Raw genomic sequence first — 16089 nt, forward strand, 5'->3', positions numbered from 1 at the left:
CCCGCCAGCCCGTCCTTGGCGAACCGGGCGTGCGCCTCGGACGAATGCGCGAAGGTCAGCACGTCGGCGACCCGGAGAGTGAGGTGACCCCGCTCGACGAACTGGACCAGCTCGCGGAGCTGGGCGCCGTCGCTGTGCGGGCCGACGATCTCCATCCGGACGCCGCGCTCCGTCGGCGGTGTGGCCGGCGGTACGACGCTGACGAAGCCTCGTCGTCGCGGACCGCTCCTGGACTCGGATCCGGACCTGACCGTCGAGGGTTCGGGCAGGGCGACGTCGACGACGGACAGTACTTCCGGGCCACCGAAGGAGGTGAAAGCCACGGCTCACATAGTGTCTCCGGGACGTTGGTGGGAGAATTAGTTAGCCGCGTAAAGATTGTGCGCGTAGTTGGTTGGTGTGCAACCCGGAGGTCCACGGTGAAGTACGAGCAGGCCGACGCGCTCAACGGAGCGATTCGGGTGATCGCCATCCGGCACCGGGCCCGTGCCGCCGCGAAACTGGCCGAACTCGGCCTGCATCCGGGGCACGAGGCGATCCTGCTGCTGCTCGACGCGTACGGGCCGCAGACCCAGAAGCAGTTGGCCGTCGGGGCAGGCTGTGAGCCCCCCAGCATCACCCTGATGGTGCGCAAACTGGAGGCGGCGGGCCTGCTGAGCCGGCGCTCCTCGACCCAGGACGCCCGGGCGGTCGTCGTCGCGCTGACCGACCAGGGGCGGGCGGTCATCGCGCCCCTGAAGGAGCTGTGGCGCGATCTCGCGGACGAGACCGTCGCCAGCCTGACCAGCACCAGTGCCGAGCAACTGCTCGCCGTCCTGACCGACCTCGCCAACGGCCTGCGCAGGCCGTTGGCGGGCGACGGGTCGGGCAGCCCGGCGTCGGGCGACGGGTCGGGCAGGCCGTTGGCGGGCGACGGGTCGGTCTGAGGCGGCACCGGCCTTCTCGGGGCCGGCTGCCCGCGGCGGCCGGTTGCGGGGCTAACCTGCGCAGGTGACCGACCAACAGCAGGTGATCGAGGAGCAGCAGGCCGCGGATCGGAAATGGCCGTGGCCGGTCGGGGCGGCGACCGGCATCGGCTCGATGCCCGGCACCGACATCGCCGAGGCGCAGCGGATCGTGCTGGGCGAGCTGGCCCTGCCGCACCTGCCCGAACTGCCCGCGCGGGGGCCCGGTGCCGACCTGATCGGTCGGGCCGCCGCGCTGCTGGTCGACCTGCCGGTCGAGCTGTACGCGGCCCGGTGGCGGATCGCCGGACGCCCGGGTCGGGACCTGCGCCGTGCGCTGGACTTCCTGGAGCGCGACCTGGACCAGATGACCGAGCAGGCCGGCGAGTACACCGGCACCTTCAAGGTCCAGGCGGCCGGGCCGCTCACCCTGGCCGCCGGCCTCGAACGGCCGGTCGGTGGGCGGATGCTCCGGGACCCGGGCGCGGTCCGCGATCTCACCGAGTCGCTCGCCGACGGGCTGCGGGCACATCTGACCGAGGTACGCCGTCGGCTGCCCCGGGCGACGGTACTGCTCCAGCTCGACGAGCCGACGATGCCCGCCGTACTGGCCGGACGGATCCCGACCGAGAGCGGGCTGGGGGCGTACCGGCCGGTCGAGGCGAGCACCGCCGCCGGGCTGCTCCGGACCGTCATCGCGGCGGCCGGCGTACCGGTCGTCGTGCACTGCTGCGCGCCGGACGTACCGCTGGAACTGATCCGGTCGACCGGAGCGGTCGCGGTCGCGCTCGACCTGAACCTGGTGGACCGGCTCGATCCGATCGGTGAGGCGATCGACGCGGGCCTCGGGCTGTTCGCCGGTGCGGCGCAGACGCTGCCTCCGCCGTCCGGTCAGGAGCCGTCGTCGGCCCAGGTCGCCGAGCGGATACGCCAGGTCTGGGACCGGCTCGGCTTTCCCCGTGGCCAGTTGGCGGAACAGGTCGTCGTCACCCCGGCCTGCGGGCTGGCCGGTGCCTCCGACGGGTACGCCCGGGCCGTGCTCACCGCCTGCCGGGACGCGGGCCGACGAATCGCCGAAGAGTAGGTTTCCCGTCGTACCGGCGGGGCAGGATGTCGGCATGATTGGTCAACTGCGCAGTGTGGTGATCGACTGTCCGGACCCGCGCGCCCTCGCCGGCTTCTACTCCGAACTGCTCGGCCTGCCGGTCGACGATTCCGGCGCCGACGACGACGACGGCTGGACCGTGGTCGGTGGCGGGCTTGGACAGCATCCCCGGCTCGCCTTCCAACGGGCGACGAACCTGCGGGAGCCGCGCTGGCCCGACCCGGACCGCCCGCAGCAGTTCCATCTCGACGTGACCGTCGAGGACATCGACGCGGCCGAGGCCCAGGCGTTGAAGCTCGGGGCCACCCGGCTGCCCGGCCAGGGTGAGGGCTTCCGGGTGTACGCCGATCCGGCCGGCCACCCGTTCTGCCTCTGCTGGGACGACTGAGCCGCACCTCCCCGGGGGCCGCGCCGCCCGGTGGCGGTGCCCGGACGACTGGTGAATGATGGCCGCCATGGTTGATCAGGTCACCGGTTCGCGGAGCGCCCCCATCGACGTGCGGCGCGCCTCCGGGTCGCTGTTCGGACTGGCCTACGGGGACGCCCTCGGGGCGCCGACCGAGTTCCTGTCGCTGGCCGAGATCGAGCGGCGGTACGGGCCGGCCGGCCCGCGTGACCTGGCCGGGGAGCCGGCCCGGGTCACCGACGACACCCAGATGGGCCTGGCGGTCGGCTGGGCGCTGCACGAGGCCGGCTCGGCGGCCACCCCGGAGGTGCTGGAGCCGTTGCTCCGGCAGAAGTTCGTGGCCTGGGCGCACAGCCCGGAGAACAATCGCGCGCCCGGGATGACCTGCCTGCGGGCCTGCGGCGGGCTGGCCGAGGGACTGCGCTGGCAGGACGCGACGATCGCCGGCTCGAAGGGATGCGGCGCCAACATGCGGGTCACGCCCGTCGGCCTGGTGCCCGGATACGATCTGGACACCCTCGCCGGGGTCGCCCAGCTACAGGCCGGACTGACCCACGGGCATCCGACCGGGCTGGCCGCGAGCGAGCTGACCGCGTACGCCGTCAGGGTGTTGCGGGACGGCGCGGCCCTGACCGACCTCCCCGCCCTGCTCCGGCGCCGGGCCGAGGAACAGCGCACGGTCTACCGGGCGGACTGGTTGGGCGACCTGTGGCAGCAGCCCGCGGTCGAGGACCCGTCGACCTTCATCTCCCGGGGCTGGGACGAGTGCCTGGCGGTGCTGGCCCGGCTCGACGCGGCGCTGCTCTGGCCGGATGACGGAGCCGACCCGTGCGAGGCCACCGGAGCGGGCTGGATCGCCGAGGAGGCCCTGGCCACCGCGTTGCTCTGCGCCGTACGCCACCACGACGACCCGGTTTCGGCACTGGCCCGCGCCGCCACCACCTCCGGAGACTCGGATTCGATCGCCTGCCTGGCCGGCGCCTTCGTCGGCGCGGCGTACGGCATGGCGGCCTGGCCGGTCGACTGGCGGAACCGGATCGAGTACGCCGACCAGCTCACCGCCCTCGGTACGGCCTGGGACTGAGCGAACCGGCGTCCTGTGTGGGCGGACCGCGCCGCCCCTGCTCGCCGTCGGCAGAGCCACGGCGTCCGGTCTGCTCGCCGTCGGCAGAGCCACGGCGTCCGGCCTGATCGCCTAAGATCCTCTGGGCATGGTGGTCAATCGGGGAACGCGTCCGCCGGTTGGGCCGACCACGGCGGGGAAGGTCCGATGAGCGGCACCGAGGCCGGACTGTGGACACTGCTCGCCGGCACCGACCACATGGCACCCGGACCGGCGCGGACGGCGCTGCTCGAGGACGTCATGTGGCGCGCGGACATCGGCGGCCACGCCAAACTCGCCTCCGTCGCGCGTCGCCTGGTTGCCGAGGCGTACTGCCAGGACGGTCAGTGGGAGCGGGCATTTCCGCTGTTCGACCAGTGCCTGCGCGAGTTCGACCTCCGACCCTGGGAGTTCGGCCCGGCCGAGGTGACCGACCTGGTCCGGTGGCTCACCTTCACCGCCCAGTCGATGGCGGACTTCCCGGACATCCCGCTGCGGCAGATCCACGACACGCACCAGGAATTGGAGGAGCGGCTGCGGGCGGCCGGGCACAGTCCCCGGGGCCTGTACGCGGCGCGACGCCGGCTGGCCCAGATGACCGGCGACTGGGATGCGGAGGAGCGGGCGTACCGGCAGTGGATCGCTGCCGGTGGGCCGGATCCGCACGACGTGTGGGACTTCGAGGCCGAACTCGAACGGCTGGTGCTGCGCGGCGACGCGGCGTCGATGGACCGGGCGCACGCCCTCGCCGGGCCGGTGCTCTCCGGCGAGCGCCGGTTCGCCGAGCCAGCGGTGCCGGTCCAGTGCCTGATGTTGCTGCCGCTGGTCAGGGCCGGCGAGCACCGGACGGCGGCGCTGGTCGAGCGGCGGATCCGGCGGGCGATGGCCCAGGGCGCGCACCGCTACGAGTACCTCGGGATGCGGGTCGAGTTCTACGCGCACACCGGCAACGAGGAGGCCGGGATCGACCTGCTGGGGCTGATGGAGGGCTTCGACGCGTTCGAACGGCCGAGCGGCAAGCTGGAGTTCGCCGCCGCCGTCGCGGTGCTGACCGGGCGGTTGACGGAACTCGGCCGGGGCGGGTCGCCGATCGACCTCGGTGACGGCCGGGGGGCGGTCTCCTTCCAAGCGTTGCACGACCGGACCCGGGGGATCGCCCTCGAGTTGGCCGCGCGGTTCGACGCCCGCAACGGCAGCACCGCGTACGGCGACCGGATCAGGGCGCGGCTGGTCGCGGAACCGGTGACCGACTTCGTACCGCTTCGGCAGGGCAGCCGCCGACTGGTCGGTCTGCTGCCGTCGCCCGGTCTCTCCGACGAGCAGATGCTGGACCGGGCGGAGTGGCACAACCACCGCTGCGAACCCGACGAGGCACGGGCCTGCCTGGCTGCCGTCGGGGACCTGCCGGAGCGGCTGGCGGCCCGTGCGGTGGAGCTGCGGGCGATGTTCTTCCAGGGCCCCGAGACCGAGTCCGGGTTGCGCTGGGCCGCCGAGGTGCACCAGCGGTACGGCGACCGTCAGCGGTCCCTGCTCACCCGGTGCTGGCTCGGCCTCTGGGTCGCCTACGACGGACGTGCCGAGGAGGGCGTGGCGTTGACGGCGGAGGCCGTTTCGGGGCTGCGCGACGACGGCTCCGAGTGGGCCCGCGCCTGGGGCGAGCACTGGCTGGCGTACGTCCTGGCGGGGCAGGGGCGCCGCGACGACGCGTACGCCGCGCTGCGGCGGGCCGAGGCACACGCGGCGCGGTCCGGCGATTCGCTGGTTGTCGGCGTGGTCGCCGGTCTGGCGGCGACGTGGCGGAACGCCGACCTCGCCGATCCCCGGCAGGTGATCGAGCTGGCCACCTCGGCCGTGGAGTCCTTCGTCGCCGCGTCTGCGGGGCAGCGGGCGGTGGAGGCAGTCGAGCAGTTCCGGATCGCCGCCGTTCGGGCCGGAGCCGAACGGGAGTTCGCGGCGTTCGTCGATCGGCAGTTGGCGGTGCTGCCCGGAAAACCCGCCGGCGGGGACCGGGCCGATTCTCTCGACCGGTTCCGCGGACACCTGCGTTACCTGCGGGGCCGGCGGCTCGTCGAGGCGGGACGGGCGGCCGAGGCGGTCGACGACCTCTACGAGGCGGTCGGGCTGGCGGCCACGACGAGGCAGGACGGTGCGGAGCTGTGGTACCACCTGGTCGTCGCCGCGCACGCCGACGGCCGGTTCGCCGAGGCGGTCGACGCGGGCCTGCGGGTCACGGACTGGTTGGACCGGCTGCGGGAGACAGGTGATCCGGCCGGGATCGAGTGGGCGGACAACTGCCGGCTGTTGCTCGCCGACAGCTACCGGGGGATCGGTGAGCGCGTGGTCGCGCTCACCGAGTACGAACGGGTCGTCCGGAACATCGAGGACCACACCGGGGGCGTCGGCGTGCCTCCGGCCAGGGCGCTCTCGGCGATCGCCGAGCTCTACGCCGAGTTGGACCGGGGCGGGTGACCCCGGGGCCTGGCCGGTTCGCCGGAAACCGGTCGCACCGGCGCGCCTCCGCCGGTCGCCGTCGAGCCGGGCGTGGTCGAGTCGTGCGCGGCCCCGTCGGGAGCGCCTCCGCCGGGTGAGGTCCGGTCGGATGCGGTTCCGTCGGCCGGGTGTGCGGGTCGGGCCGGGCGGTTACGGTTGCGGGGAGTGCGATCACGGAGGTCGACGGTGTCTGAGGAAGCGATCCCGCAGCAGGTCAGCGCCGAGCAGGAGGCGGCGGCTGGCGCGGAACCGACCGCGCGGGCCCGGGAACGGCACGCCGAGCTGAGCACCGAGATCACCGATCACCAGTACCGCTACTACGTGCTCGACGCACCGGTCGTCTCGGACGCCGAGTTCGACGAGCTGCTGCGGAAGCTGGAGGCGCTGGAGAACGAGTTTCCGGCGCTGCGTACCCCGGAGTCGCCGACCCAGCGGGTCGGAGGCACCTTCTCGACGCTGTTCACCCCGGTCGCACACGTCGAACGGATGATGTCGCTGGACAACGCGTTCGCGCGGGAGCAGTTGACCGGTTGGGTGGAGCGGATCGAGCGGGACGCCGGTGGTCCGGTCGACTACCTGTGCGAGCCGAAGGTCGACGGGTTGGCGATCAATCTGACGTACGAGCGGGGGCGGCTGGTCCGGGCCGCCACCCGGGGTGACACCTGGACCGGCGAGGACGTCACCGCGAACGTCCGGACGATCCGGGAGGTGCCGGAGCGGCTGACCGACGGCACCGATCCGGTCCCCGAGCTGCTGGAGGTACGCGGCGAGATCTACTTCCCGGTCGAGGCGTTCGCGGACCTCAACGCCGGCCTGGTCGAGCAGGGCCGGCCGCCGTTCGCCAATCCCCGCAACGCCGCGGCGGGAAGCCTGCGGCAGAAGGATCCGCGGATCACCGCGTCCCGACCGCTGCGGCTGGTCGTACACGGTCTCGGCGCACGTCAGGGCTTCGAGCCGGCGGCCCAGTCCGAGGCGTACGCGACGCTGCGGGCCTGGGGGCTGCCGACCAGTGACCGGTGGCGGGTCGTGCCGGACCTGGCCGGGATCGAGGGCTACATCGACTACTACGCGAAGCACCGGCACGACGTCGAGCACGAGATCGACGGTGTGGTGATCAAGGTCGACCCGGTCGCCATCCAGGGCCGGCTGGGCTCGACCAGCCGGGCGCCCCGGTGGGCGATCGCCTACAAGTACCCGCCGGAGGAGGTGACCACGAAGCTGCTCGACATCGCCGTCAACATCGGTCGGACCGGCCGGGTCACCCCGTTCGCCGAACTCGAACCGGTCAAGGTGGCCGGCTCCACGGTGGCTCGGGCGACGCTGCACAACGCGCACGAGGTCGAGCGCAAGGGCGTACTGATCGGCGACACGGTGGTGGTACGCAAGGCGGGCGACGTGATCCCGGAGGTGCTCGGGCCGATCGTGGAAGTGCGTCCCGCCGATGCCCGCCGGTTCACCATGCCGACCCACTGCCCGGCCTGCGGGACCGAGCTGGCGCCGGCCAAGGAGAGCGACGTCGACATCCGGTGCCCGAACACCCGGACCTGTCCGGCCCAGCTCCGTGAGCGGATCTTCTACCTGGGCAGCCGGGAGGCGCTCGACATCGAGGTGCTCGGCTTCAAGGCGGCGGGTGCGCTGCTCGACTCGGCGGAGATCGTCGACGAGGGTGACCTGTTCGGGCTCGACTCCGAGCGGCTCGGCCGGGTGCCGTTCTTCGTGAAGAAGGACGGCAGCCTGGGCAGCAATGCGCGGAAGCTGCTGGACAGCCTCGTGGAGGCGAAGCAGCGGCCACTCTGGCGGGTGCTGGTAGCGCTGTCGATCCGGCACGTCGGCCCGACCGCGGCCCAGGCACTGGCCCGGGAGTTCGGCACGATGGCGGCGATCGAGGCGGCGGATGAGGCGGAACTGTCGGCCGTGGACGGTGTCGGCCCGACGATCGCGGCCAGCCTGCGCGAGTGGCTGGCCGTCGACTGGCATCGGGAGGTGGTGCGCAAGTGGGCCGAGGCCGGCGTACGGATGGCGGAGGAGCGCGTCGCGGAGGGGCCGCGCCCGTTGGAGGGCCTGACCGTGGTGGTGACCGGAACGCTCACGGGCTTCACCCGGGACCGGGCGGCGGAGGCGGTGCAGGCCCGGGGCGGGAAGGTGAGCGGTTCGGTGTCGAAGAAGACCGACTTCGTGGTGGTCGGCGACAATCCTGGTTCGAAGGCGGAGAAGGCAGCGGCGCTCAAGGTGCCTATGCTCGACGAGGCAGGCTTCGTCGCGCTGCTCGCCGAGGGTCCCGAAGCGGCAGGTAGGCTCGTTCTCAGTAACGATCAGTGATTGATTGCTCAGCTCTCTGTTAGCAAAGGCACCGAAGCAAGATGCGTAGTATTTCAAGTTAGTCACGACTCGACCCGATTCGCGTCTGTCGCCCCCCGCGCGGCATGGGTCAGGGCGTTTCATGGGAGGCATGCCGCGCGGTACCGGCCGCGCCCTGGACCGAAAGGCTCGGGAGGTCCCATGGAGGCCGCCGTGCTGCGGAACTCCGTTCCTCCGAATCGGACGGCGCCGTTCTTCGGTTTCGTCTGGGTGGTCGTCGGCCTGGCCGCCGGAGTCTCCGCCGTGCCGCTCGTCGGGCTGCCCGAGCGGATTCCCGGGCTGCCCGTGGCGTTCTGGTTGATGGCGGTGCTCGCGGTCACCTTCGACGCCCGCCCGTTCAGCCCGCACGGCGAGCGGCAGAGCCAGTCCGTCTTCCCGTCGATCTGCTTCACCTTTGCGATCGGCCTCGAATGGGGACTTGGGCCGGCGATCGCCGTACAGGCGGCGGCGGTGGTGGCCTCCGGCTGGCGGATGCGGTACGCCGCCTGGCGGACGATCTTCAACATCGGCCAGTACGCCTGCTCCCTGGCTGCCGCCGACCTGATCATCCGGTTCGGCCCCACCGGTGGACCCGGGTCGGAGGGCCACCTGCGGCTGGCCGAGGTGGCCGTCGCGATCGGCGCCGGAGCCGCCTGGCTGACCGTCAACCACGGCCTCGTCGCCACCGCCGTCTGGATGCGCTTCGGCGGCCGATGGCGATCCCGGATCCGGCAGGGGCTCGGTTTCGAACTGCTCGCCACCGGATCCCTGTTGCTGCTCGGCCCGGTGCTGGTCGCCGCCGCCCGGTCCAACGCCGCGCTGATTCCGATGATCGTGCTGCCGCTCTACGCGGTCTCCCGGATGGCCCGGCTCTCGGCCGAACGGGAGCAACTCGCCCGGCTGGATCCGCTGACCGGCCTGGCCAATCGCAAGGCGCTGCGCGACAGGGTCACCGAGCAGGTGTCGATCCACGCCGAGTTGGCCGGCAAGGAGACGCCCGGCGGCCAGTTGGCGCTGCTGCTGCTCGACCTGGACCGGTTCAAGCACGTCAACGACGCCCTCGGGCACGCCGTCGGCGACCGCCTGCTGGTCGAGGTCACCCACCGGCTGACCGCCGCGGTACGCCCACAGGACGTGGTCGCCCGGCTCGGCGGCGACGAGTTCGCCATCGTGGCGACCCGGCTCTGCGGGGTCGACGATGCCCGCCAGCTCGCCGACCGGATCGTCGGAGCCCTGACCGAGCCGGTTCCGCTCGACGGGCTGCCGCTCGACGTCGGCGGGTCGATCGGGATCGCGCTCTACCCGGAGCACGGCGCCGACTTCGCGACCCTGATGCGGCACGCCGACGTGGCGATGTACGACGCGAAACACCGTGGCGACCCGGTGGCGGTCTACGCCGCCGAATCCGACCACAACTCCGCCGAACGGTTGAGCCTGCTGGCCGACCTGCGCCGGGTGTTGGAGACCGGCGGCACCGCCCCACCGGCCGGCGGGTCGGACCCGGCCGACGGCGACTCCGGCACGTCGACCTCCACGGTGGCCGGCGGCGACGCGGGCGAGATCACCCTCTACTACCAGCCCCAGGTCGCGATCGACACCGGCGAGGTGATCGGGGTGGAGGCGCTGCTGCGCTGGCGGCACCCCCGGCGCGGCATGGTCGACCCGGAGGAACTGATCCGGGTCGCGGAGCAGAGCGCGGTGATGCGGCTGCTGACCCGCCGGGTCATCGACGACGTCGTGGAGCAACTGGCGAAGTGGGCCGCCGCCGGGCTGGACCTGCGGGCCGCGGTCAACGTCAGCGTCCGTGACCTGCACACCGGGGAGATCGCCGACCAGATCGCCGAACGGCTTGCCCAGTACGGCGTACCGCCGTCGCGGATCCAGTTGGAGATGACGGAGGGGGCGCTGATGGCGGATCCGCGCCGGGTCCTCGCCACCATCACCCGACTGGACCGGATCGGGGTGGCGATCGCGCTGGACGACTTCGGCACCGGCTACTCCTCGATGCAGCATCTGCGCCGGCTGCCGCTGGCGGAGGTGAAGGTCGACAGGTCGTTCGTACTCGGGATGGCGGCCGACGCCGACGACGCGGCGATCGTCCGGTCGGTGATCGAGTTGGCCGGAGCCCTCGGGTTGCGGGTCGTCGCCGAGGGGGTGGAGGACGAGCGCACCTGGCGGCTGCTGCACGCGGCGGGTTGCGACGCCGCCCAGGGCTGGTTCTTCGCCCGACCGATGCCGGCGGAGGACCTGGTCACCTGGCTGGCCCGGTACCGGCCGGTCAGCCCGACCGGCAGCGGAGTGGTCCGGGCCGACCGGCGGGCGGCGCCGGAGGCATCACCGGCGACCCGGATCGACCTTCCGGTGGACTCGGTGGAGCCGCCGACGGTGCTGGTGGTGGAGTCGATGGAGCCGCCGACGGGGCTGGCTGTGGAGTCGATGGAGCCGCCGACGGTGCTGATCGAGACCGTCCAGGCGCCGGTCCGGCCGGGGCCGGCCGAGTCGATCGCCGGGTTGCATCCGAGCGTGGAGTGACCTGCGGCACCCTCGCCCGGAGGATCTTCGGGGGAGCCGGGGACGGCGGCGGTCGGCGGCACAAATAGACTCGCTGCGGTCACGGCGCGCGTGCCACGCTGCGCCGGGAAGACGCCGGCGGAAGCCGCGTGGACGCCTGAGGCATGAAGGGGGCACCGATGTCCGCCATCTCCCGCGAGGAGGTCGCGCACCTGGCGCGGCTGTCGCGGCTCGCCGTCACGGACGAGGAGCTGGAGACCTTTGCCGGTCAGCTCGACGTGATCCTGCAGGCCGTCGCCCGGGTCGGTGAGGTGGCCGCCGCCGACGTCCCGCCGACCTCGCACTCCGTACCGCTGACGAACGTGCTTCGCGAGGACGTGGTGGTGCCCGGCCTGACCCGGGCCGAGGCGCTCTCCGGGGCGCCGGACAGCGAGGAGGACCGGTTCCGGGTGCCGCGCATCCTGGACGAGGACGAGCCACCCAGCCCGCGTGGTGAGGGCCCGGCGGATTCCGAAGGGAAGGCGTGACCACGATGACTGACGTGACCAGGATGACCGCGACCGAGATCGCGGCCGTTCTCGCCTCCGGCGAGGCGTCCGCGGTCGAGGTGACCCAGGCCCACCTGGACCGGATCGCGGCGGTGGACGAGCGGGTGCACGCCTTCCTGCACGTCGACACCGAGGGTGCGCTGGAGTCGGCCCGAGCGGTCGACGCCCGGCGGGCGGCCGGGGAGGAACTCGGACCGCTGGCCGGGGTGCCGGTGGCGGTCAAGGACGTGCTCACCACCAAGGGCGTACCGACCACGGTCGGATCGAAGATCCTGGAGAACTGGCGCCCGCCCTACGACTCGACAGTCGTGCAGCGGCTCCGCGCCGCCGGCACGGTGATGCTCGGCAAGACCAACATGGACGAGTTCGCGATGGGCTCCTCCACGGAATACTCCGCGTACGGGCCGACGGGAAACCCGTGGGACCTGGGCCGGATCCCGGGCGGCTCCGGCGGGGGCAGCGCCGCCGCGCTGGCCGCGTACGAGGCGCCGCTGGCGATCGGTTCGGACACCGGGGGCTCGATCCGGCAGCCGGGCGCGGTCACCGGCACCGTCGGGGCGAAGCCGACGTACGGCGGCACCTCGCGGTACGGCCTGGTCGCGTTCTCGTCCTCGCTCGACACCCCGGGCCCGTGCGCCCGGAACGTGCTGGACGCGGCGCTGCTGCACGAGGTCATCGGCGGGCACGACCCGCGCGACTCCACCTCCATCCCGCTGCCGGTGCCGGACGTGGTCGCCGCCGCTCGGGCCGGCGCCAACGGTGACCTGACCGGAGTACGGCTCGGCCTGGTCACCGAGCTCTCCGGCGAGGGTGCCGAGCCGGGCGTGCTGGCCGTGTTCCGGGAGGCTGTCGACGCGCTGACCAAGCTCGGTGCCGAGGTGGTCGAGGTCTCCTGCCCGCACTTCCAGTACGCGCTGCCGGCGTACTACCTCATCGCGCCGAGCGAATGCTCCTCCAACCTGGCCCGGTTCGACGGGGTCCGGTTCGGGCTCCGGGTCGGCGACGACGGTGTCCACTCGCTGGAGGAGGTCATGTCGCTGACCCGGGACGCCGGCTTCGGGCCGGAAGTCAAGCGGCGGATCATGCTCGGCACCTACGCCCTGTCATCGGGCTACTACGACGCCTACTACGGGCAGGCGCAGAAGGTGCGGACCCTGATCACCCAGGACTTCACCAACGCGTTCGAGCGGGCCGACGTGCTGATCTCGCCGACCACCCCGCTGGTGGCGTTCCCGTTCGGTTCGCGTACGGCTGATCCGTACCAGATGTACCTGGCGGACCTCTTCACCATCCCGACCAACCTGTACGGCGGGCCCGCCATCTCGGTACCGTGCGGCCTTTCCGAGGGGCTGCCGGTGGGTCTGCAGATCATGGCGCCGACGATGGCGGACGACCGGATGTACCGGGTCGGCGCCGCACTGGAGTCGGCGGTCGGCACTCTCACCCCGCCGGAGCTCTGACCGGAGGTCCACGTCCCCGTCGGAGACCCGCGGCCCCGACAGCCGGGTGCGTCAGGAGAGCGCCCTGTTGCGCATCCCGGTGATCAGTGCGGCGGCCTCCGACGTGTCCGGCACGATCCCGGAGTACCAGCGCATCGAGGTGTCCGGCTCTCCCGGACGCTCGCCGGGACGCCCTCGCCGGTAGATGGACAGGGTGCCGTCGTCCGACTCGTGCACCCGGACCACCTCGGCCCAGCGCAGTGACGGCTGCTCTCCGGGGCCCAGCCCGACGCCGCTTGTGACGGAGAGCCCGCCCTGCGTCACCGCCAGGTTGCCGAAGACCGCTCCGGCGCGGTGCAGCACCGCCTTCGCCGAGCGGGCGCTGGGCCGGCCCGCGCGGCGGGCCCGGATGGCGTCGACGAACCGGTCCTGGTGGCGGTAGCCGTGGTACTCCAGGACCAGCGGTTTTCCGTCGCGCTCGGCGACGATCCGGGCGGCGGCGCCGGTGGCGGTCACGGTGCGGGCCATCCCGGCCGGCACCATGCCGACGGATTCCCTGCTCTGGTCGACCCGCCGGATCTGTTCGAACCGCACCGGCCGGATGACCAGGTCGTGTTCGGGCATCCCGCCGGAGGGGTCGGAGAAGGGCCGGGTGATGTCGATCAGGCCGTGCTCGTAGAGCGCGACCCAGCGGTCCGGCCCGTCGGGTGGCAGCAGTCGGGCCGCGATCGGCCCGGACAGCACCAGGCCGAGGATGTGCAGCGTGGCGACGAAGGCGAAGTACGCACCGTCGGGGTAGAGACGGTACTGGTGGTAGCGGGAGTACTGCTGGTCCCAGAGCACCCAGAGCAGGCCGACGAAGAGGCCCCCGAGGATCAGCCACAGCCACCGGGCCCGGAAGCGGATCAGCGGCCGTTCCTGCCGGTGCAGGCTGACCAGCGAGCCGAGTTGGTGCCTCTCTGCCGTCGGGGCGAGCGCGGAGCTGAGGTACCGCTTCACGATCCCACCCGGCGCGGGACGCCCGGCCGCCGGACGCGTGCCGGAAGAGGGCGCCGACTCGATGCATCGAAGAACCGCACGACCGCAGACTACGGCGGCGCGGCCGGTTCTCGTGGTGGCCGGACAGCCACCACCGGGGCGTGGTGGTCCGCGATGCCGGTCACAGGGTCGGGGCTTATTGCCAATAGTTTGCAATAGTGTGGGGGCGACCCGGCCGCTCCGCGAGAGGAGAAACTCATGCCGTACGCCACCGATCCTGCCGCCCCTCGGGACAGCTACTCGGTGCCCGAGTTGACGATGGCGTGGGGGCGCGGCTGGGCCGTCTCCCGTGGCACCTCCGCCCCGGTCGGGGTGCCCGGCGGCTTCCGGGTCGACGTGGGCCTGCCAGGTCACCGGGTACGCCACGTGCTGCACACCCACGACGCGGACGTCCTCGGCCGGCTGGGCCGGAAGTTGACCGCCCCGGGCAACTGGATCAAGGCGTGTGGGGACCCGGACGAGTTCCGGTCCGCCCTGCCCGACGGATGGACGATGGACACCGCCGGATACCTGATGACCGTACGGTTCCGCGAAGGCGCGGCCCGGCCACAGCCGGGGTACGCGGTCCGGGTCGACACCGATCCCGACAGCGGGGTCGTCGTCGCCACGGTGCTCGACCGGGCGGGGGAGAAGGCGGCGTCCGGTCGACTGGCGCCGGCCGGCGAGTTCGGCATCGTCGACAAGGTCGAGACCGAGCCGAACCACCGGCGACGGGGGCTGGGCACCGTTGTCATGCGTACCCTCGCCGACCGGGCGGCGGCGGACGGTATGCGTACCGGAATCCTCGTCGCCACGGACGACGGACGAGCGCTGTACCGGTCACTCGGCTGGACCGTGCGCTCCGACGTCGCCGGCGCGTTCCGCCCGGGAGGAGGGAAGTGGTCCGCCGGTGGTACGGGCATGTACCGCGACCAGCGGGCGAGCGGGATAACGTCCAGGCATGACGCCACGACCGAGCGGTGACCCCGGCATCGGTGAGCGCATCCGCGCACGTCGCCTGCTTCGTAGCTGGAGCATCCGGTACGCCGCCAGCCGCGCCGGCATCTCGCACGCCACCTGGAGCCGGATCGAGCGGGGCAGGCAGGCTGCCGACAACCGGTTCACGCTGGCCGACATCGCGACGGCGCTGGACTGCGCGCCGGCCGAGTTGACCGGTGTGGTGGTGCCGGCGGCCGATCGGGACGTGGTGGCCGCGCACGCCGAGGTGCACGCCATCCGGCAGGCCCTGGTCGACGTCGACCTGTCCGAACCGGGCACCCGGCCGCCGGCCCCGATCGCCGAGCTGGCTCGTACGGTCACCCTGCTCGACACGTTGCGGCAGGCGTGTGACTACGCCGGCGCCGCCCGCCTGCTGCCAAACCTGCTGCGCGACCTGCACACGGAGACCGCCGGCCCGGACCGGGAAGTCGCGTTGCGGATGCTCTGCGACGTCACGTTCGTCGCCTCGTCGGTGCTGCGCAACCTCGGCCGCCCGGCCGACGCGTGGCTGGGTGCCGAGCGCTGCCGGGACGCGGCCGAAGCCGCCGACGACCTGGCGCTTCGCGGGTACGCCGCCTACGCCCGTGCCTGCGCGGCCACCGCCTGTGGCTCCTACCAGCGTGGCCTCACCCTGGCCGAGCGTGCGGTGGACGAGCTGCGCGGGCACACCGGCCAGCCGGGCATCGCCGAGGTGCTCGGCTCGCTGCTGCTCACCTGCGCGCTGGCCAGCCGCGGCCGCGGTCGCCTGGACGACAGCCGGGCCTGGTCGGCCGAGGCCGCCGGGCTCGCCGACCGCACCGGCGAGACCTCCACGATGGGCCTGTACTTCGGCCCGACAAACGTCGCCATCTGGCAGATCGGCATCGAGGCGGACGGCGGCGATCCGGGCCGGGCCGCAGTGATCGCCCGCGCCACGAAGCCGGCGGCCATCCCGGCCAGTTTCCGGCAGGTGTTCTACTACGCCGATACCGCACGGGCCCTGGCCCGGCTGGGCGGCCGGGACCGGGAGGCGATCCGCTTCCTGCTCACCGCCGAACGGCTGGCGCCCCAGCACGTACACACGTCGGCCCTGGCCCACGAGACCACCCGCGCCCTGTTGGATCGCTCGATCCGCCGTGCCGGTGGCACGGAACTCCGCGGCCTGGCCGAGCGCCTACAGATCACGGGCTGACCGCGACTGCCCGGAGGCGG

The 16089-nt window shown here is 72.7% G+C and carries 12 protein-coding genes and 1 pseudogene; 11 read left to right on the top strand and 2 right to left on the bottom strand.

Annotated elements, in window-relative coordinates:
* Positions 1–323, bottom strand: a pseudogene (locus I0C86_RS45160) (hypothetical protein); the annotation flags it as partial.
* Positions 324–419: 96 nt separating this feature from the next.
* Here I0C86_RS45160 and I0C86_RS45165 point away from each other — a divergent pair.
* From I0C86_RS45165 to gatA, 9 genes are all read left to right on the top strand, one after another.
* Positions 420–926: a MarR family winged helix-turn-helix transcriptional regulator gene (locus tag I0C86_RS45165; protein ID WP_196203812.1), complete on the top strand. Its 507-nt coding sequence runs from the start codon at positions 420–422 to the stop codon at positions 924–926.
* 154 nt (positions 927–1080) lie between these two features.
* Complete coding sequence (locus I0C86_RS25505; RefSeq protein WP_196203843.1) at positions 1081–2028, top strand: uroporphyrinogen decarboxylase/cobalamine-independent methonine synthase family protein; 948 nt, start codon at positions 1081–1083, stop codon at positions 2026–2028.
* Between the two features lie 34 nt (positions 2029–2062).
* The gene (locus tag I0C86_RS25510; protein ID WP_196203813.1) at positions 2063–2437 is read left to right on the top strand and encodes a VOC family protein; all 375 of its coding nucleotides are present in this window, start codon (positions 2063–2065) and stop codon (positions 2435–2437) included.
* 67 nt (positions 2438–2504) lie between these two features.
* Positions 2505–3539 carry an ADP-ribosylglycohydrolase family protein gene (locus tag I0C86_RS25515; RefSeq protein ID WP_196203814.1) on the top strand — a complete coding sequence of 345 codons (1035 nt, stop codon included), beginning with the start codon at positions 2505–2507 and terminating at the stop codon, positions 3537–3539.
* A gap of 186 nt (positions 3540–3725) precedes the next feature.
* Positions 3726–6026 carry a hypothetical protein gene (locus I0C86_RS25520; RefSeq protein ID WP_196203815.1) on the top strand — a complete coding sequence of 767 codons (2301 nt, stop codon included), beginning with the start codon at positions 3726–3728 and terminating at the stop codon, positions 6024–6026.
* A 207-nt stretch (positions 6027–6233) separates the two neighbouring features.
* Positions 6234–8366 carry an NAD-dependent DNA ligase LigA gene (gene ligA, locus I0C86_RS25525; RefSeq protein WP_196203816.1) on the top strand — a complete coding sequence of 711 codons (2133 nt, stop codon included), beginning with the start codon at positions 6234–6236 and terminating at the stop codon, positions 8364–8366.
* Positions 8367–8546: 180 nt separating this feature from the next.
* Entirely contained in the window at positions 8547–10916 is a 2370-nt protein-coding gene (locus I0C86_RS25530; protein WP_230394772.1) for a putative bifunctional diguanylate cyclase/phosphodiesterase, read from the top strand.
* Positions 10917–11074: 158 nt separating this feature from the next.
* A complete protein-coding gene (gatC, locus tag I0C86_RS25535) occupies positions 11075–11422 on the top strand; it encodes an Asp-tRNA(Asn)/Glu-tRNA(Gln) amidotransferase subunit GatC (protein WP_196203817.1) in 348 nt (115 codons plus the stop codon).
* A gap of 5 nt (positions 11423–11427) precedes the next feature.
* The gene (gene gatA, locus I0C86_RS25540) at positions 11428–12903 is read left to right on the top strand and encodes an Asp-tRNA(Asn)/Glu-tRNA(Gln) amidotransferase subunit GatA (protein ID WP_196203818.1); all 1476 of its coding nucleotides are present in this window, start codon (positions 11428–11430) and stop codon (positions 12901–12903) included.
* 51 nt (positions 12904–12954) lie between these two features.
* On the opposite strand, the gene I0C86_RS25545 is transcribed toward gatA, so the two are convergent.
* Positions 12955–13881, bottom strand: coding sequence for a hypothetical protein (locus I0C86_RS25545; RefSeq protein WP_196203819.1), 927 nt, complete (start codon positions 13879–13881; stop codon positions 12955–12957).
* Between the two features lie 237 nt (positions 13882–14118).
* Here I0C86_RS25545 and I0C86_RS25550 point away from each other — a divergent pair, with 237 nt between their 5' ends.
* Positions 14119–14883 carry a GNAT family N-acetyltransferase gene (locus I0C86_RS25550; protein WP_196203820.1) on the top strand — a complete coding sequence of 255 codons (765 nt, stop codon included), beginning with the start codon at positions 14119–14121 and terminating at the stop codon, positions 14881–14883.
* Complete coding sequence (locus I0C86_RS25555) at positions 14861–16069, top strand: helix-turn-helix domain-containing protein (RefSeq protein WP_196203821.1); 1209 nt, start codon at positions 14861–14863, stop codon at positions 16067–16069. Before I0C86_RS25550 ends, I0C86_RS25555 begins: the two co-directional genes overlap by 23 nt.
* Positions 16070–16089: the final 20 nt, after the last annotated feature.

The organism is Plantactinospora alkalitolerans, assembly GCF_015690345.1.
In the GTDB taxonomy this organism is placed as follows: Bacteria; Actinomycetota; Actinomycetes; order Mycobacteriales; family Micromonosporaceae; genus Plantactinospora; species Plantactinospora alkalitolerans.